This is a genomic window from Paenibacillus sp. B2(2019) (assembly GCF_008370385.1).
Lineage (GTDB): Bacteria > Bacillota > Bacilli > Paenibacillales > Paenibacillaceae > Paenibacillus_AQ.
Map to the genome: position 1 here is coordinate 109,718 of NZ_VTZR01000028.1, position 24,375 is coordinate 134,092.

At 45.2% G+C, this 24,375-nt stretch carries 16 protein-coding genes and 1 pseudogene; 4 read left to right on the forward strand and 13 right to left on the reverse strand.

The genetic code is table 11. The features are described from left to right. Position 1: 1 nt before the first annotated feature. The 4 genes from PAENI_RS28785 to PAENI_RS28800 all read right to left on the reverse strand — a co-directional run bounded on the left by PAENI_RS28785 (position 2) and on the right by PAENI_RS28800 (position 9,952). Entirely contained in the window at positions 2-1,183 is a 1,182-nt protein-coding gene (locus PAENI_RS28785; RefSeq protein ID WP_149647616.1) for an exonuclease SbcCD subunit D, read from the reverse strand. 41 nt (positions 1,184-1,224) lie between these two features. Further along, positions 1,225-5,343: a helicase-exonuclease AddAB subunit AddA gene (gene addA, locus PAENI_RS28790; protein WP_149647678.1), complete on the reverse strand. Its 4,119-nt coding sequence runs from the start codon at positions 5,341-5,343 to the stop codon at positions 1,225-1,227. Between the two features lie 2 nt (positions 5,344-5,345). Next, positions 5,346-8,858, reverse strand: a complete 3,513-nt coding sequence (gene addB / locus PAENI_RS28795; protein ID WP_149647617.1) for a helicase-exonuclease AddAB subunit AddB — start codon at positions 8,856-8,858, stop codon at positions 5,346-5,348. 293 nt (positions 8,859-9,151) lie between these two features. Next, positions 9,152-9,952: a MerR family transcriptional regulator gene (locus PAENI_RS28800; protein ID WP_188114731.1), complete on the reverse strand. Its 801-nt coding sequence runs from the start codon at positions 9,950-9,952 to the stop codon at positions 9,152-9,154. A 245-nt stretch (positions 9,953-10,197) separates the two neighbouring features. Between PAENI_RS28800 and PAENI_RS28805 the strand changes: the two genes are divergently transcribed. Further along, complete coding sequence (locus tag PAENI_RS28805; protein WP_149647619.1) at positions 10,198-10,872, forward strand: DUF4097 family beta strand repeat-containing protein; 675 nt, start codon at positions 10,198-10,200, stop codon at positions 10,870-10,872. Between the two features lie 54 nt (positions 10,873-10,926). Here the strand turns inward: PAENI_RS28805 and PAENI_RS32810 are convergent. Next, positions 10,927-11,054 (reverse strand): annotated as a pseudogene (locus PAENI_RS32810) (alcohol dehydrogenase catalytic domain-containing protein); the annotation flags it as partial. 289 nt (positions 11,055-11,343) lie between these two features. Further along, positions 11,344-12,768, reverse strand: a complete 1,425-nt coding sequence (locus PAENI_RS28815) for a class I SAM-dependent rRNA methyltransferase (RefSeq protein WP_149647620.1) — start codon at positions 12,766-12,768, stop codon at positions 11,344-11,346. A 99-nt stretch (positions 12,769-12,867) separates the two neighbouring features. On the opposite strand from PAENI_RS28815, the gene PAENI_RS28820 reads away from it, so the two are divergent. After that, positions 12,868-13,854, forward strand: a complete 987-nt coding sequence (locus PAENI_RS28820; RefSeq protein WP_149647621.1) for a Na/Pi cotransporter family protein — start codon at positions 12,868-12,870, stop codon at positions 13,852-13,854. Positions 13,855-13,906: 52 nt separating this feature from the next. On the opposite strand, the gene PAENI_RS28825 is transcribed toward PAENI_RS28820, so the two are convergent. The 4 genes from PAENI_RS28825 to PAENI_RS28840 form a co-directional block, all read right to left on the reverse strand. Next, positions 13,907-14,737 (reverse strand): energy-coupling factor transporter transmembrane component T family protein, encoded by an 831-nt coding sequence (locus PAENI_RS28825; RefSeq protein ID WP_188114732.1) that lies wholly within the window; start codon positions 14,735-14,737, stop codon positions 13,907-13,909. Continuing rightward, complete coding sequence (locus PAENI_RS28830; RefSeq protein WP_149647622.1) at positions 14,734-16,440, reverse strand: ABC transporter ATP-binding protein; 1,707 nt, start codon at positions 16,438-16,440, stop codon at positions 14,734-14,736. Before PAENI_RS28830 ends, PAENI_RS28825 begins: the two co-directional genes overlap by 4 nt. 110 nt (positions 16,441-16,550) lie before the next feature. Next, entirely contained in the window at positions 16,551-17,111 is a 561-nt protein-coding gene (locus PAENI_RS28835) for an ECF-type riboflavin transporter substrate-binding protein (RefSeq protein WP_042190972.1), read from the reverse strand. A 158-nt stretch (positions 17,112-17,269) separates the two neighbouring features. Next, on the reverse strand, positions 17,270-19,480 hold the full coding sequence (locus tag PAENI_RS28840) for a hypothetical protein (RefSeq protein WP_262495770.1): 2,211 nt from the start codon (positions 19,478-19,480) through the stop codon (positions 17,270-17,272). Between the two features lie 229 nt (positions 19,481-19,709). On the opposite strand from PAENI_RS28840, the gene PAENI_RS28845 reads away from it, so the two are divergent. Together PAENI_RS28845 and PAENI_RS28850 are read left to right on the forward strand one after the other, a co-directional pair. Further along, entirely contained in the window at positions 19,710-20,444 is a 735-nt protein-coding gene (locus PAENI_RS28845) for an AzlC family ABC transporter permease (RefSeq protein WP_149647624.1), read from the forward strand. Then, entirely contained in the window at positions 20,435-20,761 is a 327-nt protein-coding gene (locus PAENI_RS28850) for an AzlD domain-containing protein (RefSeq protein WP_149647625.1), read from the forward strand. The genes PAENI_RS28845 and PAENI_RS28850 overlap by 10 nt, the downstream gene beginning before the upstream one ends. Positions 20,762-21,300: 539 nt before the next feature. On the opposite strand, the gene mtaB is transcribed toward PAENI_RS28850, so the two are convergent. The 3 genes from mtaB to PAENI_RS28865 all read right to left on the reverse strand — a co-directional run bounded on the left by mtaB (position 21,301) and on the right by PAENI_RS28865 (position 24,374). Then, entirely contained in the window at positions 21,301-22,644 is a 1,344-nt protein-coding gene (gene mtaB, locus PAENI_RS28855) for a tRNA (N(6)-L-threonylcarbamoyladenosine(37)-C(2))-methylthiotransferase MtaB (protein ID WP_149647626.1), read from the reverse strand. Positions 22,645-22,647: 3 nt separating this feature from the next. Then, positions 22,648-23,412 (reverse strand): RsmE family RNA methyltransferase, encoded by a 765-nt coding sequence (locus PAENI_RS28860; protein ID WP_042190982.1) that lies wholly within the window; start codon positions 23,410-23,412, stop codon positions 22,648-22,650. 278 nt (positions 23,413-23,690) lie between these two features. After that, complete coding sequence (locus PAENI_RS28865; RefSeq protein WP_076284800.1) at positions 23,691-24,374, reverse strand: site-2 protease family protein; 684 nt, start codon at positions 24,372-24,374, stop codon at positions 23,691-23,693. Position 24,375: the final 1 nt, after the last annotated feature.

Here is a 24,375-nt window from a genome sequence, read left to right on the forward strand (position 1 = left end):
CTTAGTTCTCCTCTCCTTCCTCTGGCTGACGCCGTTCTTCTTCGGTTAGCTGTAAGAACAGCTCTATCAAGCTATCTTCCGGTTCTGCTCCACCTGTCTGACGCTGATAGAATTTACGGAACAATTCTTGCACCGGCATACGTGAACGGGAAGTCTGTTCAAGCTCCATCTCCATTTGCGGGTAAATTGGACGAATATGAATAATTCCCTCGCGTGACTTGCGCAGGCGCTGTATATCATTCATCGACATGGCTTCATTAAGCCGAATCTCCAAATCTATAAAAGCAGAAGCATCTCTACCTTCATCCAGCCAGTTATATACCTCCTGCAATCCACCTGTGGAGCTCCATCTTACAAGCGGACGCCCACAGCGAAGGTAAATTTCTTCGAAGATTGGCTCACCGCCCGGCGCAACATCAATCAGCGTTACCGATTTGGCCTGTCCTGCTTCAGAAAAACTGTATGCCAACGGGGATCCACTGTAACGGATCATTCCTTCCCCTTTGACACGCTGAGCGCGATGAAGATGTCCTAGTGCAGTATATTGCGCTCCACAAGCCAAAGCAGAAGGATCAACGGTATACGCTCCACCCACTTGAATCGGACGTTCCGAATCACTTTCCACACCACCAAGCACATAAATATGGCTCATCGCTAAATTTACGGTCTGCGGCGTAAATTCCCGTCCCAATAGCTGCATGAGCTTGCCTACCCGTGCGCTATAAGCCAATCGAAGCTCCTCTTCTCCGCTATCTCCTGCAAGTAGTTCACCAAGACGTGCCTCGGAGGGATAAGGTAGAGCTGCGATTTTGGCGATCTCACCCGTGCGTGTAGCATGAACAGTCACTGGCTCTGAGGTAGGAAGCCCCACTAATGTAATCCCCTGACTTAATACAAGCGGTGAAACTGAAGATACGCGCTCCGGTTGATCATGGTTTCCGGCGATCACAACAAGGGGCCTACCCCCTGCAGTCAGCCTTGCGGCAGCCTCATAGAATAGTTGTTCTGAAGCCGCTGGTGGATTAACGGAATCGTACACATCTCCCGCCATCATTATCAAATCCACTTTATGAAAATCGGCGATCTCCACCAATTCATCTATGAACTGCTCTTGCTCCTTCTGCCGGCTTCTTCCTTCCAGCGTTCGGCCGAGGTGCCAATCTCCCGTATGCAATATCCGCATCTTCGTCCTCTTTCCCCGCTCCTACGCGGTAATGAATAGATTTATAATTTCACAGCATGTCCGCCATCAAAAAAGTACAGCCAAATCTCGCTGATCGGTTCTCCCAAAATATCATGTAATGCCTTGCTGTATAACTCTAGCTGAAAACGATATTTTTCCTTAAGCGCTTCTAACCCACCCTGATGTTCTAAAACAGAATCCGTCTTATAGTCTAACAGAACAATCCGGTCCTCTTCGCGGAACAGGCAGTCAATGACCCCTTGGATCAGCACTCCTTCACTAAAGCCTTCATTATTATTTCCATGGCTTAGCTCTGTGACGGCTTTATTCATATAATCGAGCCCTCCATAAGCCTCGCCTGCGGGAAGCATATAACTGAACGGCATTTCTCTAAGCTTCCAAGAAGAATCTATTAATCTACGACCAAGTTCATTCGTATAAAAAGTCTCTATCTGATCGGGGAATACCGTCTCCACCTGCTCAGCAGTTAGAATAGCTAATCTCTGCAAACGGGCTAATGTTTCTTCCACAACTTTAGGATCAACAGAACCCTCCAGCGGAATATGCTGCATAACCGTATGGTAGGCTGTCCCGCGCTCCGCTGGGGTTAGACTGCGCTTTTCCATAAATTTCGGACGCCGCAAGTGCAGACTGTCTGCTCCTGCCACATCTGTACGTTTATTGTTTTCTGTTGAGGTGACAGGATAGCCACCTTCCTCTAGGAGATCATAAGAAGGCTGGTCCTGCATCGACAACAAAGATTTTAACTCTGTAACAGAGGTTTTGGCAGGAATACCAGAGGCAGCCGCAAACGGATAGGGCCATTCTAGTCTTCTAGCAATTTCATCGCTATTCACTGATCCATAGACACTTACAGATTCACCTTTTTGCAGCGCCTTGAGTACAGATTGACGTTCTTCTGCTTTGTCCTCTGAGTTATCCGAAGGAAGGAACGCCCCGGAATTCAGTTCGGAAGCATTCTGCACACTGATGCTCCAGTTCGAGACATCGCTGTGCAGCACTGTCGAGACTGTGCCTTCAGAGCCGCCTAGCTTCCGAAGAATAGCCGCCGCCGGATGCCGGATCAATGCCGGTCCAACCCAGTCCAGATAGCTGCGTCCCCGGGCTAGTAAATGATCCGCAAGCAACAGCTCATCCCGATTCTGCACACTGCTCCAGCTAGCGATTTTGCGTGGCAAATCTCTTACGGTGCCTACTAGAATCATCTTATCTCTCGGACGAGTTAAAGCTACATATAATACCCGCATTTCCTCCGCCAACAATTCAAGTCGTGTACGACGATTAATAGCCAAATAAGGAAGCGTAGGGTAGCTGACCCGTGTTTCCCGCTCCACAAAACGTGGCCCGAAGCCAAGCTCTTTGTGCATCAGGAAAGGAGAATGCAAATCCTGTCGATTAAACTGCTTCGCCATACCCGCTATAAAAACAACAGGAAACTCTAAGCCTTTGGATTTATGGATGGTCATAATTCTGACCCCATTGCCCTCTTCGCCGCCACCACCAGCTACACCAAGATCTCCGCCATTCTCACGAAGCCGTGAAATGAACACCAGAAAACGGAACAACCCACGCGCCGCAGTATCATTCTCAAATTGAACAGCCCGATCATACAAAGCTTTAAGATTGTTCTGTCGCTGTGACCCTCCAGGCAAGCCTCCAACCCATTCCAGGTAGCCGCTCTCACCATAAATACGCCAGATCAGGTCACTGAGACTGCCTTGTCTAGCCGCATCTCTCCAGCTTTCAAGCCGTTCTAGAAAATTCTTAAGCTTATGCTTCAGCTTTAGGCTGATTTGCGGTAAAGCTCCACTTCCAGATTCCACCTCATTAATGATTTCATCATTATTATCTGAGGTAACTTTCTCTTCCGCTGCACTTGCTGTTTCTATCACATGAGCCGAGAAAAGATCGTATTCTTCCTCAGCTTCGTTTGCATCTTGCATGTTCGCTGCCATTTGTACAGCATGATAGAAAGAACCATGGCTGTACATCCGAACTTTAGCCAGTTCCTCTTCAGTTAAACCAACAACAGGTGAACGAAGCACACCAGCGAGTGGAATATCCTGCTGAGGATTATCGACTATTTTTAAGAGTGAGAGTGCAATTTCTACTTCTGTAGCTTCAAAATAGCCTTTATTCAGATCCCCGTAAGCAGGGATTCCCTCCATCCGAAGCTCTTCAATAATTAAAGGGGTCCATATTCTCGCCGAACGAAGCAAAATCACGATATCACCATAAATCACTGGGCGCATAATCTTAAGCCCTTTATCATAAATCAGCAGCGGAGATCCGCCATTCAGGCCAGTCATCTGTGAAATGCGGCGAGCAATCGCCCGTGCTTCCAGTTGCGCAGTCTCACTTTCAATAGCTTCGCTTTCCTGAAGTGGAGTCTCACCGTCCTCAGTCTCCTCTACTTTACCTGCTGCCGCTCCGCGATCGATCAATAATAGCTCTGGTGCAAAAAAAGTATCTGGCCCCTTCTCTGCTGCACCCGGGAAATTCGCTCCATACACAAGCTCAGCACGTTCGTCATAATTAATCTCCGCCACTGTCTCGTTCATAATCTGCCGAAAAATCATATTTACGGCATTTACAACCTCCATACGACTACGGAAATTACGGGCTAGATCGATAACCGAACCGCGGGACGATTCATTAGGCTTCTCAGATAACTCACTTAACTCGGATTCGCCAACTGTATTGCTGCCACCTCCGGCATTCTTAGAGCCAAAGCTACGGTATTTATCCAGGAACAGCCCCGGCTCTGCCAGACGGAACCGATAAATACTTTGCTTCATATCTCCGACCATAAATCGGTTACCAGGTGTTTCGCGGGAGATAAGCCGCACAATCTCTTCTTGCACACTATTCGTATCCTGATATTCATCTAACAGAACCTCATCGAATTGGGCACGGTACTCCATCGCTGCATCAGAAGGCAGGGAATGGCCTGGTAGAGAATCTGGATGGCGCAAAATTTGCAAACAATAATGCTCCAAATCACTAAAGTCGACGAGACCCCGTCCTGCTTTTTCGATTCGATAACGTTCACCGAACGCTATCACCGTCTCAGCAAGCTCTGCCATAAGAGGAGCCGCCTCGTTCAGTTCTCTCAAAAAAACATCTGCAGGACGGCCAAACAATGCCTTCTGAAGATCTAAAATACTCTTCTTCACACTATCGCGCAGTTCTTTAACCATTTCCTGCAGTCCAGGATCTGTCGAATCCTTCTTACAAGCTTTCAATTTTCCAAAGTATACTTCCATGAAAATATCATATAATTCTGCCCATGGCCGTTCATTCACAGCCTCCTGCAATGCATTTACCATCTCAAGGTCAGTCGTCAAATTCTCGGCATAAGGCGCCGGACCACCCGGCTGTAGCGCGATCTCCCGGCCTTGGATAAGCTGACTGGCTGCACCCGCAAGGGTCAGCTTCGCTTCTTCAAGAATACTTAGCACCCAAGGAGTTCGACCTAAGCTATCTGTGTCTGGTAATGAGAAATCAGCTGCGGTATCACGAAGCCACTGCTCTGGCCAAGGATGGCTGCGGGCATAATCATGCAGTCGCTGTATGAGCGCATGTACCGCATCATCGCTGCGTTCACCACTGAACCAGTCAGCAAGCTGTACAAATACGCTATCCGCGCCATCTTCACCTACTTCACCGTATTTTTCCTCCAGCAGCTCTTGAAGCAGCTCCTGCCGCATCATCTCTGCTTCATGTTCGTTCAGGATACGGAAACCAGGGTCTATAGGAATAATCTGATAGTAACGCCGGATCACTTCCAGACAGAAGGAGTGTAGTGTTGTAATCGAGGCTTTCCCGAGCAACGACAGCTGACGGCGTAAATGGTCATTCTCTCCATTCTCCTCCAGCTCCCGATCTAGTGCTTCCCTAATCCGCTGGCGCATCTCGGCAGCAGCAGCTTTGGTAAACGTAGCTACCAGCAATCTATCTACGCTAAAGCCATTCTCTTCCTTGCTGATTTTGCGAATAATCCGTTCTACAAGTACCGCTGTCTTACCGGAACCTGCCGCCGCGGCAACGAGGATATCATCACCGCTCTCAGCGATGGCGCGCCACTGGTCATCACTCCATATGCTTCCTTCCGGTTTCGCTTCTATTTCAGACTTCATACTCACGGTGTAGTTCCTCCTTTTCGGGACAGCAGATCCCAAATAACGTCCTTCCCTGGCTTACCCAGATTGTTGTAGCCATTGCCTTCCACGGCTTCATCGAACTGGCAGACGGGTCTAAAGGAACAGAATGTGCAGGCTGTCTCTTGCCCAATCCGGTATGGCTCAATCGCCACATCACCTTCCGTAATGCGTGTCCCGATATCCGAGATCGTTCCCCGAACGGATGATAATAAGTGTCCCCATTGCTCTGGTGTAGCTACAGAAGCACTACTATAAAAACTGCCATCAGCTTTTACTGCTACAGGCACGATAGAAGAATACCCTTTGTCTAAAGTCGTATCCATCAGGGATACTACCTCGCGGTCTGCTGTAAGTAGTCCTTTCATCTTGAAGCGTTTCAGCAATTCTTGTTCTGCCTGTTCCTTGTTCATCCCGTTAGATGAGGTTAACAGTGGGTCATGTACGTGGAAATACAGTGTCCCTGCTGGAAGCGCCGGTTGCCCGAGCCATTGCTCCGAATACGTAAGCAGCACATCCAGATAGGTCAGCATCTGTAGTGATAATCCATAGTACACTTCATGCAGTTTGAGATCTTTTTGAGACGATTTATAATCAATCACTCGCAGAAGAATTCCATTCTCTCCACGGGCCATGTCTACACGGTCAATCCGCCCAACAACCTCCATCACACAGCCATTCGGCAGCGTAATTCTTAAAGGAGGCAACTCCTTATCCGGACCAAAATCCAGCTCCAGCCCTACCGGCTCAAAGCTGCCTCGGCGGGCATGCTCGCCCAGAATTACAGAAGCACGTCCAACAATATTTTTTAGCTTGCGTGAGATGTATCCGTAACGTTTAGAGCTCATCAGAATTTCACCCTGCAGCATCGGCGATAAACGTTCTACCGTCTCACTTGCCTCACGCCGACATTCCTCTGGAGACAAGCTTCCCCAGCCGCGGCCCTCTTCTTTCAGTCTTACCGCCATATCACTTAATGCAGCATGGAACAGTTGTCCAATATCAGGTGCTTGCAGCTTATATAGCTGGCGTTCCTTCAGTCTAAGTCCGTAAGATGCAAAATGGGAGAAGGAGCAAGCAACAAACTTCTCCATCCGGGACACACTGCCTCGCAGTGTCGATCCACCGTACAATCTAAGGCTTGTTCCACGCTTTAGCTTCGTTCCCACGTTACGGTAGAACAATGAACTGAGCAGACGTTTCAATTCGAGACTACGATTATCATCAGCAGCGAACCAGTTATACACATCCCACCATAATTCAGGTATCTCCGTCCCCTGACGCCACTGGCGTAGCTGCATAATCAATGCACGAAGACTTTGTTCTGGATGACCAATGTAACCGAGGTGAATGGAATCTCTGACTTCTTCTGGTAGTCCTGCAGGGGGAAGTGCTGCCAAGCTGTGCTCATGAACCCTTGGGAACATTCTATGCAAATGACGGATTACCTCAGAGGGAAGGAGCGCCTTACCCTCATCATCAGCAGTGGCGTAGCTAATCCAGAGCTTTCGACTTCCTGTCGTTAGCGCATTATAGATCAAAAACCGCTCGTCCAGCAGTTTACGAGAAGCACCAGGAGCAAGCTCCATACCGGCGTTCTCAAGCATAGAACGTTCGCCTTCCGAGAGAATTCCATCTTCCTTAAACTGCGCAGGCACAACACCTTCATTAAATCCAAGCAAAAAAGCGTATTTAACTCCCGTTGGTCGAGTCCGATCCATGTTACCAACCAGTACTTGATCGAGCGCGGGAGGAACAAGTCCCATCTTAAGCTCAGCAAGTCCTGTCTCTAGGACTCCGGTGAACACATCAAATTCAAGTCTCTCGTTGCCCATCATCTCGACGATCTGATCTAGCAGATCAAGCACTGCACCCCACAGCTGACTATGTTCTCTAGCCTTCTCGGGTTGCCCCTTCTCCATAGCACCGACACTAAGTTTCTCCAGCTTTCGGGCAACATCCGTCTCATCAAGCAGCTTGTACACTGCGGTACATAGTTCAAGGCCGCTTCTACTCTTCTGTATCCGTTTCTCAAAAGCAAATAGAGGACCAGTTATACTAGCACGGCATCGCTCCATTGTAGCAAGCAGTTCTTCATCCATCTGTCTGCCGCCTTCCAGCGACAAGCTAGGGATCCCTTTCCATGAACGGCCATCCGTCCAGCGATACCCTTGAATCCCACAAGCCAGCACATAATTCTCTAAGGCGTCCATATCCTCACGCGTAATACTACCGTCCAGCGGTAGCAAAAGCTCTGTCTTTACACAGCGGAATACATCCTCGAAGCGCCAGCGTCGACGCACCACATCCAATGCGGAACGTACAAACTCTACCAATGGATGGTGCAGCTCATTTACCTTCTGATCCAGAAAAAAAGGTACTCCGTAATCTTGGAACAACGGTTTAATCAGTTGCTCGTAATCTCCAATATTACGCATCAATACGGCCATTTCACCATATTTTGCACCTTCATCTCGCGCCAGTCTGATCATTTCACGCAGTGCTCCCTCAACCTCTGCTCTGTGAGAAACTGCTGCGCCTATAGATATCGCTTCATTTGCCAGTTCATCTGCACCCATCCAGACCTTTCGGCGGTCATATCCCCTTTCGAGATGAGCAAGAACAGGACTTTCTTCAAAACGCGGAAGAACCGCTGGCTCCAGAAGCTCGTCCCACACATCAATGCCTAGCTCTTCAGCTATTCCACGCAGTTTAATGTAAGTAACCGCAGTTGGGTGAAACAATTCAAGCTCATTCAACTGATCTCCATAGGGATACGAACGATCAAGTGTAAGGGACACGGTCAGCTTCGATGCTTGCTGCATCAATTCACGAAGCACTACGAATTCCTGCGGGGTAAAGCCGTGGAACCCATCAACCCAAATCTCCGCCCCGCGAATGTAAGAGGAATCAGGAATATGCTCAGCTAATTCCGCTAAACGATCCTCTTCGTCGATATAGAGGCGTGACATTTCCTTCTCTAAATCGCTGAATACCAACTGTAAATCATCCAGCTTGCCTTCAAGAATAGGACTTCTTGCAATAGCGCCTCGCATTGCGGATAACTGCTCCTCTAAATCAGAGGAAGCCAAGCAGCAACGCTTCATCTCCGTATGCAGTTGATTCAACCGTTCCACAAAACCCGGTCTGTCAGCAGAGGCACCGAACAATTTCAATTCCTCTTTACGGCGACTGATGATTTTGTAAATCAACATCTTTTTACCTTCTTCACTGATAGGCAAACTAGCGCTGCCTCCAGTTTCCTGTTTCACTCGATAGGCAAGCCGAGAAAAGCTCAGTGTCTGCGCCCGAATACTCCCCTTCACATTCCCTACGGTCAGAAGCCCCCGTTCTGCTCCAAAGGAACCTTGTTCCGGTACAAGAATAATGATTGGCGCGCCAAGAGGCTCCTTCTCTAATGAAGATGAGATAGACTCCCATATTTTTGTTGTCTTGCCACTACCAGAGCGGCCTAGTAAAAAGGTTACCGACATAAATGATAGACTCCTTCCGTAGCGGAGAAAATGTATATGATACAAGGTGAAATACTCACCGTTTGATAATGTTCAAATGAAAAAGTTCAGCCGTTCCTCGTCCCCTCAGTATAGCATAGCTGCACATATCAGAACATGCGTTTGCTAGTATTTTCTAATGATTTACAATAAAAAAGCTACGAAGTAAACAGCAACTATCGTATTTTGGTGACTTGCTGTTTAGTATTTCTAGTTTGTTAAGCAAGAAACATGATTCCTTAATAAAAAAAAGCCGCTAAATTAGCGACTTTCAATCAAACATTTTTCTTTTCCTTCTTAATGAACAGTTGTATCTGATAATCCCACTGCAATATTCCAGTCACAATAATGTTATGAAGAACAAAATCTGGACACACATCGTATTCCGTCTTTGCCCTTTCAAGTAAATTTTGTAATACAGCATTCTTATTCTCTTCGGTACAAATTGCACACAGATAGTCCCCTTCTGGTAGCACAGTCAGCCCCTCTAAAGACGGATATTTCAAGCAAACAGCAAATAATCGTGTTATTCCTTCAGTCGTGAACATTCCTGCCATATCTTCAAACAGAAATTGTGAATGCAGAGACGTTTCAATTTGTTGATAGAAATGTCTGTGATAGTCCCATAAATTCTTAAGTGTGGGGCTTTCCATTTTATTCGAAAGCATAATTACCCTTTCCTCTATGTGTCTGACAAAGTAATTTTCACTTTGACTATAACCGTCTTGGAACTTATTTTCATAATGTAGATAGGCACGTTTAATTTTCGATTTTGCATACTGCAGACGAGCAATTTTATCGTCTGCTCTTTTTTCTGCTTGTTTTAGAAATGCAATTACTTTAGAGAGATCATTCTGCTGCAAAATATCTTTAATATCCATTAAAGTAAGATCCATTGCTTTGAGCAGTTCAATGGTTTGCAGCTTTACGAGCTCCTGCTCGGAATAGTATCGATATCCCGACAATTCATCTTTATGGCATGGCTTGACTAATCCAATACGATCATAGTGCCGCAAGGTCTCAGTGGTCATGTCTACGATCTCTGCTGCTTGCTTAATTGTAAAATAGTTGTTCATATCTACCCTCTTGACCTTTTTGTAACACAAAAGTTTATGATGATTAAAACATATGCGACTCATAAACGCAACGAAATACAAAATGAATTTATTACCAGAGAGAAAGGCAAACATGAAGAACTAAATCATGTATTACTCTAATGCTTTGTTGCATATCGGAATTTGTCTGTATAGCAGCTTAGGATTGGCATTCGTAGGACTGGCTATATTAAAAACAAAATGATTTAACGAAGGAGCATTTTACAATGAAAAGTACTGCAAAAAAATTACTAACTACTATAGGCATATTGGTGACACTATTGATATCATTAGCAGGATGTTCCTCCGACTCCACTTCCATGGAGGAAAAAAATTACATCATACCTGCCCAAAAGATTGATACCTTAACAATTGATGTAAAGGACAAAAAAATAAATATCCTCCAATCTAAAGATGAACAAATTCATATTGTTTACTATGAAAGTGAGAAAGATTTTTACAAGATTGATCTATCTGACGATAAAGAACTGTCAATGGTAAGTGACAGTAATAAGGAATGGAACGACTATATCGGAGGAAAAGGCTCGCAAGTAACCAGAACTATTCAGGTATCGATACCTGATGCAACTTTGAAAAATTTGACTTTAAAAACATCAAATGAAAGTATTGTATTACCGACAATCGTGTTTTTAGGGACAGTGGAAGTAAACATAAATAACGGAAATATCCAACTGGACAAATTGAATGTAGGGACGGCTATAACCCTTGAAACAAAAAACGGAAATATTAGCGGTTCAATTCTAGGGTCATATGATGATTTCGCGATCTTAAGCAAGGTAAAGAAAGGAGATAGCAATTTGCCTGCCAATAAAGAGAATGGTTCGAAAAAATTATCTGCTTATACAAATAACGGCGATATTACCTTACAATTTTCTGAGTAGCCAGTAGTTAAATATTGGATCGTATGAAGTCAGATACAATATTGAAAGGGATAACCCCTGTTTCACTTTTGAAACTTCTGGTCCTACCTCTTCGACTATTCCACCGGCCTATGACCGATAAAATATCCCTCTTGTAATGGAAAATCACCTTGATAAAGTTGTTGATCCGACCCGTAAATCGATTATCTTATGATGTACCCGAGGCCCAAAATTAAGCTTGATCGTGACTTCCATCAAAATAAAGTATAAGCCGCATTACAGCGGCTTATACTTTCTGGATTACATTCGGATTCAGGAGTCGCTATTCATGAATTTCGTGCTGTTTTGGCAACCTTTCGGACTAAGCGGACATACCTTGTTAATCCCGAATCCTACTCTTCTTAGAACATAGCAAAAAATCCGTAAAAAGAGGCCTCGATCGAAGACTCCTTTTACGGATTAAAATCCATTACCTATATATGAACAGCCAGCTTATTTCTTACTCCGCACTTCAAAAATCGCAAACTTCAGATAATGTCCTTCGTTAACGCCTAGAATCTGCGGATGGTCTTTGCCTGCGGCACGCCATTCCACAAGTCTCAATACTTTACCTGCATCTTTAGCTGCGTCGGCAATCGTCTCAAGGAATAGATCCGGCTGCATGTGGTAAGAACAACTTGCAGTAACCAAATATCCGCCTTCGTTCACCAGCTTCATGCCGTGTAGATTGATATCCTTGTAACCACGGCAAGCACCTGCTACTGCACTTTTAGTTTTCGCAAACGCTGGAGGGTCTAGGATAACTACATCCCAAGTTTTACCTCCACCTGCTGTCATCGGCTTGGAGGTATCCGTTTTGATTGTTTTGCCTCCGGATTTAGCATTTGTAGACGCTACTGTTGATTCCGTTCCGCTTGCAATCGTCGCCCGCTCCGAACGTTCCTCCAGACCTTTTACCTGATTGCGCAGGTAGGCAAACGCATCATCCACTACAAATTCCACACGATCACTAAAGCCATTCAGCTCCACATTGACCTTGGCACTCTCTATGGCATGAGCGGAAACGTCAAGGCAGGTTACTTTTTTCGCGCCATACTTGCAAGCATGCAGAGTGAAGCTGCCAGTGTGCGAGAAACATTCCAGCACAGTAGCACCATCCCAATAAGGGAAGGTTACGTGTTTACCACTCTTGTTTACCGGCAAAGTTTGTAATGAGCCATCTTCTGCTTCGATTTCTTGCAGCGTAATGCCACTTCGTCCTCCCCAGCCCTTCATGAGTGGGGCAATGGATGCTCTATTCTCACGCTGATCAAAGAAGTAGCCTGTCTTTTGGCCCTCTTCGATATCTACTACCAGCTTAAGGCCATTCTCACTTACGGTAACATGACGCGGGCATTCCCCGTACAGCACACCTGTAGTCTGCTCCATCCCTTCCAGTTCGCGCACGCTAACATCACTGCGTTCATAAATACCACGCGGTGCCATAACCTGTAAAAGTGCTTCAACAATCTCTGTACGGCGCTTGTCCATTCCGAGTGTAAGGAGTTGTACAACCAGAATATCCCCGAACCGATCCACAATAAGCCCTGGCAAAAAGTCCGCCTCACCATAAACCAAACGATATGCATCTGCCCCAGGGAGGAAACGTTCTCTATGTTGCAGACAATTCGTAAACCGTTCTACGAAAAAAGCTGTATCCATGATCGCCAGTGATCCCTGCGATACAATTCTTACCCGGATTTGCGATGCTGGGTTGTAATAGCCCACGGCCAAAAACCGACCTTGATGATTTAGGACATCTACTAATCCCCCTGCTTCTGGGTTTCCTTCAACTGATGCAACTTCACCTGCGTAGACCCATGGATGGCCCTGTTCTAATCTTTTTTTGCGATTGCGTTCTAAAATAACCGATGCCAATGACTTCAACTCCCTGTTTCTCTAAAGATGATTTTATACATGTCCTACACGTTACTTTCATATATTGGTGTACAACCCTCGTCCAAAGGAGTATGCCCAATGTTCCGTGATCTGCTTTTCCCTATTATATATGGTCTTGTCATTTTTCTGGCTGGCATGAAGCTAATGGAAACAGCGTTGTCCAAGCTCGCAGGCCCTCTGATGACTAGAAGCCTTAATAAGGCTACCTCTACACCAATCAAAGGAATGATTGCAAGTAGCTTGCTGTCGGCCCTGCTTCAGAGCAGCACGGCTGTAACTGTGCTCACGATCGGTATGGTGAATGCCGGCCTGCTCACCTATGCTCGTACACTAGGCATTATCTTAGGTAGCAACATCGGCACTACTTTGACCACAGAACTGATCGGACTTCAGATCAATTCCATGGCCTCCCCATTGCTGGCTGCCTCGCTGAGTCTGTGGGCAGCTGCGGTTATAGCAGGCGAGTTACCACATACGTCACGGGCGGTAGCACTGTGCCGGAAAATATCAGAGCCGCTGCAATTCATCAGCCTGGCTGTATCAGGATTCGCCCTAGTCTTATGGGGAATCGCAGTCATGCAATCCATCGGCGGAACTCTTCAAGAGAGTGGCCTATTCCTCTGGTTCCTGAATCATGCCGCCACAAGTGCCCTATGGGGACTCGCCGCAGGTGCCTGCTTAACTGCCCTGTTACATAGCAGCGCAGCAGTTATAGCCATGGCCATGGGTATTGCCGCCTCGGGTGCCATGCCGCCAGAGCTCGGCATAGCCATCGTGCTCGGTGCTAATGTCGGTACCTGCGTCACGGCAGTCATTGCTTCCATCGGCGGCTCATCTTCCGGCGTCTTCGTCGCTTGGTCGCATGTTGCGCTCAATGTAGGCGGTGCGCTACTGTTCCTACCTCTAATCGGTCCCCTACAAGCAACTGCTGCATGGATTGGCGGAGGAGCCGCCTCACAAATCGCCCATGCACAGACTATTTTTAATGTAGTATGCTCGCTAATCGCACTGCCATTATGTTACCTGCCTGTATGGTCAAGACTGGAGAAACGTCTTCAATCGTAACAATATACTGTAACGCCTGATCCCAAACTTTCCACAACTGTACTATTATACTTCAATCGAAAATATTATAAAACCGCGATCCATCGTAAAAAGTGATTACCGTCGAAGATATTGCGATCAGAGCGAATAAGATTAAAGCAATATAGTCATTTCTTGAGAACGGACGACTGCTGTACCAAGTCCGTTTTCTATTAGTTCCGAAGCCACGTAACTCCATAGCCGTACTAATATTCTCAATTCGCTCAATGCTAGTCAGAATCAAGGGCATTAGAATCGAAATGATATTTTTAAGCCGCTTAGGCAGCTTTTCTTTTCGAGAGATGTCTATTCCCCGTGCCTGAGCAAAGAACGATATATTCTCATAATCTCTTTGGATATCCGGAATGTACCGCAGCGCAAGCGATACAGAATATGCAATTTTATAATTCACACCAATCCGGTTTAAAGATGCTGCGAATTCACTAGGATTTGTCGTTAGAAGGAACAACAGTGCCATAGGAATGACTACTGCATACTTAAGGGCAATATTTAATTGATAGAATAGCTGCTCATATGTAACGGTATACCGACCTACAAGATGAACAATATCATGACGTGAACCGTAAACCTTTACACCTTCCAAAGGAGAAAAAATAAAGATAGCTATATGATTAAGCACAAAGAAGATCAGGATAAAATATAGCACGAAAGCATAATCCTGAAATTGAACTTTAGAGACTCTAAAGGCAATCAAACTAAATAATAGCATCACTATTAAACATCTTGTATCATATGTAATCATCCCTGTCACAGACCACACTATAAATAAAATCAGCTTAGTAGCGCCTGTAAGACGGTGAATAGGTGAATCTTGCTTCGTAAAAGTTAACATTGTGGCCTTCATCCGCCCCGGCTCCTCCTGTCGTATGCAATAAATCTTCTTACGAACTCTTCTGGCTGATCCAATTGGACCCTCATAGCCAATGTAAATAGTGAGGTCTCTTTCAAATTAGCATTCCTCACTACTTCTATATTGGTTAATACTCGCTCAGGACTATCATCAGCAAGCTTAACACCATCAGACAACACTACAGCTCTATCGGCATACTCCAGCATAAGATGCATATCATGTGTAATCATAATGACCGTCATTCCCTGTTCCCGAAGCGTCAAAAGAAATTCCATCATTTCGTTGTAGTGCCTATAATCCTGTGCTGCAGTCGGCTCATCTAATATGATCACTTCCGGCTCCAGGATCATAATAGAAGCAATAGTCACACGTTTCTTCTGTCCGTAGCTGAGCGCAGAGATAGGCCAGCTACGAAAAGCGTATAGACCGCATATTTTCAAAACATGATGCACTCGCTCACGAATAATCTCCTCAGACACCCCTCGTAATTTAAGGCCTAGCGCAACCTCATCATATAAAAGCGTCTTAGAAATCATATGATTAGGATTCTGCATCACGAAACCGATCCGCTCTGCCCGCTCCTTAATCGTATCCTTGGCAATATCCCTTCCGTTCATCAATATCGAACCGGAAGTGGGCTTATAAAAGCCACAGATAAGCTTAGATACCGTGGATTTCCCAGCACCATTTCTCCCAGCTATACAGACCATTTCTCCTTTATGAATAAGAAGGTTAAGTTTATGAAGTACTGGTCTGCTCTTCTCATAACCGAATGAAACATCATGTAACTCAAGGATAGGTAGACTCTCACGTTTATCCTGCTGCGAATTATTATTATCATACCAGTACTCAAGCTTGCTGGAGCAAGAGTCCAGCCGAATTTCATCTATATGCTGTGGATTCATATCTGATGCAATCGTACATCCTGCATACTTTAAAGCCGTTAAATAGAGAGGTTCCCGAATGCCTACTTCTGAAAGTAAGCGAGTGCTTAATAGCTCAGCGGCTGGCATATCCGCCGCAATGCGTCCGTCATGGATCACAATAATGCGATCCAACGTACGGTGAAGTACTTCCTCGAGCCTGTGCTCGATAATAATAACCGTTTTACCGGTCTCTTTTTGCACTCGGTCAATAAGCTCAATCGCTTTTGTGCCGGTATATGGATCTAAGTTTGCCAAAGGCTCATCAAACAACAGGATGTCCACATCACCAACCAGAACACCAGCTAAGGTCGTTTTTTGCTTCTGACCGCCTGACAATTCCTGAGGTGACGCTCCCAAATATTCGTGGATATCCACGGCTGTTGCCGCAGCCACTACCTTTTCTATCATTTCGGCCTGTTGAACCGCGTGATTCTCCAGACTGAAGGCGATGTCCTCTCCAACCGTTAATCCAACAAATTGTCCGTCCGGGTCCTGCAATACAGTCCCTACCTGATCCGACAATGCTGCAATACTAAGTTCTTTCAGCTCCAGACCCATAATTCTCAATGACCCAGACATTTCACCTTTATAGGCAAAAGGGATGAGTCCGTTTATACAATGAGCCAGTGTACTTTTTCCAGAACCAGAGGGTCCCACAATAAGTACCTTCTCCCCTTCGGCAATCGTTAAGTTGATATCTGTGAGTGTAGGCTCCTGCTGTGCTCGATATTGAAAACTAAAATCCTTAAATTCAATCACTGCTTTTTTCATCCTTGACCTTCCTCTTAGCTTCGTTTGAAGAATTTCACTTCCATTATATGTTTTACAGCCATAAAAAAGCCGGTGATCTCCACCGGCTTTTGGTTTGGATTATATGCTACTCAGGCTTCTCTGGTCAAGCTGCCTTGCTTCGTTCTTGTCTTTGCATATGCAATTGCGAGTAGTGAGCCAATCACTGCTACAGTGACTATATTGGATGCTCCGGCGATAAGTCCTTGTGTGAATACTTTATTCGCTGGTTCTGCATAGATTAGAATATCCAGTACAGGAGCTACTAAGAACCAGGCGATTGCGTTTGCTACAATCTGGGCCAGATTAAAACGGATCAGTTCCTTTCGTCCGAACTCCCCGTCATGAATCCCAATTCTAGCCACAAGCAGACCAACAACGAGCCCAACAATTCCAGAAGCGATCACCCAACTGAACCAAGGGGAACCATAAAAAATCGCATCCTTCAGTGTATGTCCGATCAGGCCAATGAGTAATCCGGCAAACGGACCGTACAACAGTGCGAACAATGCCAGTAAAGCGTATGTAGTCTCAATGTTAGTGTTTGGAATTCCGGATGGAATCGAACCGAACCTGCCCAAAATAACGAATAAAGCAGAACCGATACCAATCGCAACAATCGTCTTAATCGATAATACCTTTTGTTTTGCCATATTTTCATCTCCCCCAACGCTTCTTTTTTATTTTATGTAATTATACATCGGAATAGTCGGAATTAATATAGATTAAAATAAAAAAATCTGCAAAGCAACATTAATGTTGGCTTTGCAGACCCAGACCACTTATAGAGTTATTATATGATTTGCTTTATCTATTTCACAGTAACGGTTACCGTCACTGTCTTGGTGCCAATCTTTCCTTTAATGGATGCCGTTCCTTTGCTCACAGCTACAATCTGACCGCTAGCAGATACTCTAGCTACAGAAGGCTTAGAGCTAGTCCACGCCGCACTTCCAGTAACAATAGCGGTCTTCCCCGTATCATACTGCGCAATCACAACCGCATTCTGAACAGCTCCCGGAGCCATCTTCAGTCTATTTTCGTTGACAGTCAACTTCAATAGCTTAGGAACTACATTAATTTTGACACTAGCAGCGAGCCCTTGGTAAGAACCTGATAACGTCGCAGTTCCTTCTGTTATGGCTTTAACAGATGTACTTTTAACCGTGGCAACTGCTTCATTCGAGGACTCCCAATTCATGCTGCTAGAGATATTCCCCGTCTTACCATTAGAGTAGTAAGCCGTTACCTTTATGGATTTAGAACCTTTAATATTCAATTCAATCGCATTCGGTTCTACAACAATTTTAGTAACCTTTTGTTCAATAGTAACTGGGATACTAATAGTCTTATTAGCGTAGGTTCCCTTTAAAGTGGCAGAACCCTTCACCAGTCCTTTGATTACCTTGCCGGAAGAGGTTGTCTTGATAATTGCATTCGTACCGGTAATCTCCCATTCCATAGTACCTGTAGCATCGAGTTCATTCCCATTTTCCATCACAGCTTTGACTTCAGGAACAGCCTTCTCTTCACCAGTAACAATCACAACGTTTTCCTCTGGTCCGAGCAAAATATGAACCTTATCTTTAACTGTAACACTCACTACAACACTTTTTTCCCGGATAGCCGCTTTGGAGGAGGTAGGATTCTCCGATTTGATTTTGCCGACAATATTAACAGTACCAGCCTTTTCAGCAACGAGCTTGCCTTCTTTGATGGTGGCGATCTCATCGTTGGCAGAAGTCCACTCGATTTCTTGACTGAGATCCAGCTTCGTTCCATCTAGCTTGGTTCCGTTGACCTTTGGCAAACTAACGGAATCCTCTGTGTACATGTCCAGTTCCTTTTTATCAGCTTCCAACTCAGTAATCGTAGGATATACCGTCAACTTAAAGCTTTTACTAATCCCTCTGTACTCTGCTTTAATAACCGATGTTCCCACTGCTTTTGCGGTGATCGCTGCAGCATCAGTACCCGCAGCAACCGTCGCCGCGAGTTGGTTGTCCGAACTCCATACTGCACTACTGGATACATTCGGAGTGGAATTCGCAGCATCTCGAACTTCTGCTTTAACGTTCAAGCTCTCACCCATAAACAAGAATTGATCGCCTGATGGAGTAAGCAATAACGCCTCGTAAGGAGCACGTACATATACATCCACAGTTTGTGTAATCCCCAGATAAGATACTGTAATTACAGCTTTTCCTGCGGACAGTACTTTGATTTCTCCCTTGTCTACAGTAGCGACACTTGTATTAGAAGAAGACCATTCCGCTTTCTCTGAAATATCATTTGCGGTCGTCTTTGTAGTCTCTTTGGTAAACGCAGCTACTTTCACCGGATTATCGCCAACGAGCATTTCAATTTCCTTAATTACGATGCCCTTATCATTTTTAAGCTCAATTTCAGAATAAGGCAATTTGACTACAGCTTTAAAGGTTGCTGTTAGATCCTTGTATTTGGCAGTAATGGTTGAGGTACCTTCACCCGCCAGTGTGATTTTACCTTCTGCAATCGTCAATACGCTTGTATTGGAGCTGCTCCAAGTGGTATCAGCCGTTACATCCTTGGCAGAAATCGCTGTTTCGCCACCAATCGCATTGGCTTTGACCAACAGTTTATCCTCTTCGTCACCCAATTTATAGTTCCCTTCGGAGCTATATTCAAGCTTCAATTCTTTGATCGGATGTGACACCTCTACTTCTATAGTAGCGAGTGCATGATTATAAGTAGCTGTAATAATAGCCTTTCCGCTATCTATTGGAGTCAATAAGCCATTTACTACTTTTACAGCGTTAGTGTTAGAAGAATTCCATACCACTGCACCAGTCACATCTCTTTTGGAGGAGGACCCTTCCACATTCGCATATACCTTCAGTTGCTTTGGCGTTTGTCCAACCGTAAGCTGCACTTTTGCTGAGCTTTCAAACTCAATCGAGTTGATATCGCCGGCAGCTGCAAAGACACTTACCGGAAAAACCGCAGTAGCTAACAATATCATGATGAGGAGCATTTTCGTCATTTTCCTGTACACAGTCATTTGTTCTCTCCCTTAGGTTATAATGTCGTTTGGTGGTTTATCCCCACACTCTTTTACTTATATCGACAATTGTACACCAAGTGTTTACCCTATAACTCCATAAAGCCAAATTCAGGACTTTCAGACTAGATAATCAGGTGAAGGGTTGATCAATATATTAGGAAGTAATATGCTAGCTACTACATTCTTTTTTTGAACCAAGGGGGCTACGATGAGTATAGAGAACTTTCAACTAGAGACAATCCCTACTCCAAACGAGGAAGATAGCTTCCTTAAAGGGGTAAAAGATTGCATTCCCACACTACTCGGTTATTTGAGCATTGGACTTGCAGCAGGTGTTGTTCAAAAGACCGCCGGGCTGAGCATTGCTGAGATTGCCTTGATAAGTCTGATGCTTTATGCCGGTTCAGCACAGTTTATAGCTGCTGGAATGATAGCTGTAAGCAGCTCGCCTGTTGCTATTATCGTTACGATATTTATCGTGAATCTTCGTCATATTTTGCTTAGTGCAGCTCTTTCACCTTATTTCCGGCATCTTACCCCACTGAGAAACATGCTGGTTGGAACCCTGCTGACAGATGAGACCTTTGGAGTTGCTATTAATCAAACAGTGAATAAGCAACAAATCAGTGAAAAATGGATGCATGGCCTTAATCTCACTGCCTATTTAAATTGGTTTATTGCGAATATAGCAGGAGCTTTTTTGGCACAGTGGATTTCTGATCCAGATCAATTCGGTCTACAGTTTGCTTTACCTGCCATGTTCATTGGCATCCTTGTTATTTCCATGATTGATCGTAATAAAATAAAACTTGATTTAGTTGTCGCAATCCTAGCAGTAATCATCGCTGTAGCTAGCTCCTTCGTATTCTCCGGTAGTGTGGGTGTCATTATTGCAACGGTCATTGCGTCAACAGTAGGGATGGTGCTTGAAAAATGGAAGTGAGATGGGATGTATTTTTGATTATTCTAGGGGCGGCTTTGGTAACCTTCATTCCAAGGGTGGTTCCATTAATGATTCTAAGCCGATTCGAATTGCCTGAATGGGGAATGCGCTGGTTAAATTATGTTCCTATCTCTGTTATGGCGGCACTAATAGGTCAGGAGATCCTCTTAAATGATGGAAAATTCTCACCTATAGCTAATAACGTTGAGCTTTTTGCGGCAATCCCTACTTTTTGGATCGCTATAAAGACCCGGAGTTTGCTGGGAACTGTACTTACGGGTGTTATTTCCCTTATGATCCTGCGGATGTTTTTTTGATCATGCAGGGGACCCCAAAAGCAATGAGTTACTGTGGCTGCTGGTCCCCCCGTCTCTTATCTGACCACTTCTTGGCGCTACTCGTAAGAATTCGTTATCAGGAATAGCGGCATTATTTCTGCGTAACGATGAGGATTCATCATGCCTGTTTCGTCCACAAAAGAGTTAAATAGTGAATGTAAGCGAGAGCTTCTCTTTCAGGCGCTCCGCACCACCTTCTCAGCGATATCTGGGGTATTTATACCCCTTTTTTTCACTTTTCGCGCCTTTCGGACGATACGGGCGCAGTTTTGGGCTTCTTTACAAAATCACTGCTAATATATGTACCATTTTTCCAAGAATATTGTCCCTGGAGTCCGAAAGTATGCTGGTATCTCCATAGAAAACCGCAAGATTAGGAGAGAGCTATGCCTCTCCCATGTAGCAGCTATTTCTCTGCTATGCGGTTGCATTTCTCAGCTAACGCCAAACACACAAAGGAGCAATTCTCCATTAACGGAGAATTGCTCCTTTGCTGTCTTTTAACTAACGTCTATTCCTTAACGAACAGCCAGCTTAAGACCGCTCTGACTAACCCCGACCAATTCGCCTCGGCATTCGTTCACACCAGCTTCGGTGATCTTCACCTCACAAAGTTCTCCTTGAAGTGAATCCTCTCCATCAAAGAAGACCTGCAAATAGTTGTCGCTGAATCCATGCTGGATATTGCGGCCCGGAGCTCCTTTAGCGGATCTTTCCGGAATCACACTTAGCGTCTGTCCTACAAACTTACGGGCATATGCTAATTGCATTTCTTCGGATAGATCAATCAGCTCCTGCACGCGTACATTTTTGATCTCCTCATCGATCTGATTCTCCATCCGCGCTGCAGGAGTACCTGTCCGCTTGGAATACGGGAATACATGCATCTCCGAGTAATTTACAGCCTTCATGAAATCGTATCCGGCACGGAACATCTCATCGGACTCACCCGGGAATCCAACGATAACGTCAGTGGTAATCCCGACATCTGGCATCGCCTGGCGGATCAATTGCATTTTGGCGTAATACTCTTCTGTCGTATATTTACGGCGCATCGCTTTCAGCACATCATTATGACCGGCTTGTAACGGAATATGCAGATGACGGCACATTTTGGAGGAACGGTTCAGCACCTCAAGCAGCCTCTCATCAATCTGACTAGCTTCGATAGAACTGATACGCACCCGTTCCAGACCATCTACCTTATCTAGATCCCACAGTAAATCGGAAAGACGGTAATTATCAAGATCATCACCGTAACCTCCGGTATGAATACCCGTTAGTACAAACTCCTTATACCCTGCTTCTACCAATTGATGCGCTTGAGCTACGATGCTTTTTGGATCACGGCTGCGAGAAAGTCCACGCGACCATGGAATGATGCAGAAGGTGCAGAAGTTGTTACAACCATCCTGAATCTTCATAAAAGCACGCGTCCGATCCGCAAAGCCCGGCACATCCATCTCTTCGAACTCACGTGTCTTCATAATATTACGCACAGCATTGACCGGCTGACGTGAGGCTTCAATATTCTTCACATGTGTCATGATCTGTTCGCGGTCCTGGTTACCGATGACAAGGTCAACTCCAGGAATATCTAGAATCTCCCCAGGAGAGGTTTGTGCGTAGCAGCCTGTTACGGCTACGATGGCCTCTGGATTACGGCGCACGGCACGTCGGATCATTTGACGGCTTTTTTTGTCACCTGTGTTAGTTACTGTACAAGTATTAATCAGATATACATCGGCGGGACCCTCGAAATCAACCTGCTCGTAACCTTCATTTTTAAATAGCTGCCAAATGGCTTCGGTATCATAGAAATTCACTTTACAACCTAAAGTATAAAACGCTACGGATGGCATCTCTTAAGCTCCTCCCATTTCTCCAGATTCATATAATATACAAGCAGCGGCAACCATGCCCGCTGTCTCACAGCGCAGAATTCGCCGTCCTAGTCCTACGGATACTGCCCCGGCTTCTTCTGCCTTGAGGCATTCCTCCGGAGTAAAACCTCCTTCAGGACCTACCACAACCATAACTTTCCCGCCAGACTGCGGCGAAAGCGATGCTAACCATGGAGCGACGCTGCTTCGAAGCTGTAAGCCTTCCTCTTTTTCATAACAGAAATAAACAGCATCATACTCACTAAAAGTCTGCAAAAGCTGCTTCCAGGACAACGGTGACCCTACAGACGGAACGATGTTCCGATGAGCCTGTTCGGCAGCTTCCTTACAAATTTTACGCCAGCGATCCAGTCGTTTGCTTTCTTTACGCTCGTCGTATTGCACTATTGTGCGTTCTGACAGAAAAGGAACAAAGCCTACAGCACCAATCTCTGTACACTTCTGAATGACAGTTTCCATCTTATCGGCTTTAGGCAAGCTCTGAGCGACTGTAATTTTAATTCGAGGTTCATGCGTCATCTCCAAGGACTCCAGAATGTTCACAGTGACTTCCCCAATTTCAATCTGCGCAATCTCTACTAATGCCTCACGGGAAACACCATCGCTAACAATAAGCTTGTCCCCTGCCTTACCACGCATCACTTTAGCGATATGACGGGCGTCTTCCCCATCAATTCTCACGGTATCCGCACCAAACTGCTCCGGTGTAACGAAATATCGCTGCATCTCATCATCATCCTGTTCATAAATTCAGTAACAAATATAAACGCCTTCGGCGTCCTTATAAGGACGGTAAGCGTTTAGTCGAAAAATATAAGTCATAAAGTATAGAGTGATACTTATACTTTCTTATATTTGAAGAAACGGCTTAGTCGCCCTTATAAGGACGTCACCCGTTTCTTCAAGAAATATAAGGTTCGGTCAGACGAAAATTAACTATCAAATTTTGATCAAATTACATAATACAATGTTTGACAAAGGTTGAACAGACTTCATCCCTTGCCTTAGCTGCCAAAAATTCTTAGAGACAGCTGTACAAAGGTTATCGACATTTCACTAGCCCACGTGGCAAGTGGGTCAATCGTATACGTCCGTAGACCGGGAATAAACAATATCAATAAAAAGAGAAATACAGCCCATTGTTCAAATTGCTGTAATTTGCCGCGGATCGAACGTGGGGCGATATCTTCCACAATCCGATAACCATCCAGTGGCGGCAGCGGAATAAGGTTGAATAGAAACAAGAAGAAATTCCATTGAATGAAAGCGCCAAAGAACCGATTTACAGCCTCAAGCACGCGATCATTCGAGATCGTCTCCAAAACTCCAGTTGCCGCAAGTGCACCGTATATTATAGCACCAATAATTCCTAAGAGAAGGTTACTGATTGGTCCCGCAGCCGACACGATGACTCCCATGAGACGAGGACGACTAAAGTTATCGCGGTTTACCGGAACCGGACGTGCCCAACCGAAGCCAGCAACTAGCAGCAGCAAAATACCAAAGAAATCGAAATGAACAGCAGGATTAAGCGTCATGCGGCCAAGTAATCTTGCTGTTGGGTCACCGAACTTATTCGCGAAATAAGCATGACTGAATTCATGTACTGTAAAAGCAATTAAAATTGTAATGAGCAGGAAAGGAAGCTGATCTAAATCTACTCGAATTATATTTTGTAATATATCCATC

Excerpts from the sequence above, each read along its gene's own strand:
- addB (WP_149647617.1), bottom strand. The coding sequence starts at position 8,858 with ATGTCGGTAACCTTTTTACTAGGCCGCTCTGGTAGTGGCAAGACAACA.
- PAENI_RS28860 (WP_042190982.1), bottom strand. The coding sequence starts at position 23,412 with ATGCAGCGATATTTCGTTACACCGGAGCAGTTTGGTGCGGATACCGTG.
- addA (WP_149647678.1), bottom strand. The coding sequence starts at position 5,343 with ATGAAGTCTGAAATAGAAGCGAAACCGGAAGGAAGCATATGGAGTGAT.
- PAENI_RS28830 (WP_149647622.1), bottom strand. The coding sequence starts at position 16,440 with ATGAAAAAAGCAGTGATTGAATTTAAGGATTTTAGTTTTCAATATCGA.
- PAENI_RS28820 (WP_149647621.1), top strand. The coding sequence starts at position 12,868 with ATGTTCCGTGATCTGCTTTTCCCTATTATATATGGTCTTGTCATTTTT.
- PAENI_RS28840 (WP_262495770.1), bottom strand. The coding sequence starts at position 19,480 with ATGACGAAAATGCTCCTCATCATGATATTGTTAGCTACTGCGGTTTTT.
- PAENI_RS28785 (WP_149647616.1), bottom strand. The coding sequence starts at position 1,183 with ATGCGGATATTGCATACGGGAGATTGGCACCTCGGCCGAACGCTGGAA.
- PAENI_RS28800 (WP_188114731.1), bottom strand. The coding sequence starts at position 9,952 with ATGAACAACTATTTTACAATTAAGCAAGCAGCAGAGATCGTAGACATG.
- PAENI_RS28845 (WP_149647624.1), top strand. The coding sequence starts at position 19,710 with ATGAGTATAGAGAACTTTCAACTAGAGACAATCCCTACTCCAAACGAG.
- PAENI_RS28805 (WP_149647619.1), top strand. The coding sequence starts at position 10,198 with ATGAAAAGTACTGCAAAAAAATTACTAACTACTATAGGCATATTGGTG.
- PAENI_RS28850 (WP_149647625.1), top strand. The coding sequence starts at position 20,435 with ATGGAAGTGAGATGGGATGTATTTTTGATTATTCTAGGGGCGGCTTTG.
- PAENI_RS28835 (WP_042190972.1), bottom strand. The coding sequence starts at position 17,111 with ATGGCAAAACAAAAGGTATTATCGATTAAGACGATTGTTGCGATTGGT.
- PAENI_RS28865 (WP_076284800.1), bottom strand. The coding sequence starts at position 24,374 with ATGGATATATTACAAAATATAATTCGAGTAGATTTAGATCAGCTTCCT.
- PAENI_RS28825 (WP_188114732.1), bottom strand. The coding sequence starts at position 14,737 with ATGAAGGCCACAATGTTAACTTTTACGAAGCAAGATTCACCTATTCAC.
- mtaB (WP_149647626.1), bottom strand. The coding sequence starts at position 22,644 with ATGCCATCCGTAGCGTTTTATACTTTAGGTTGTAAAGTGAATTTCTAT.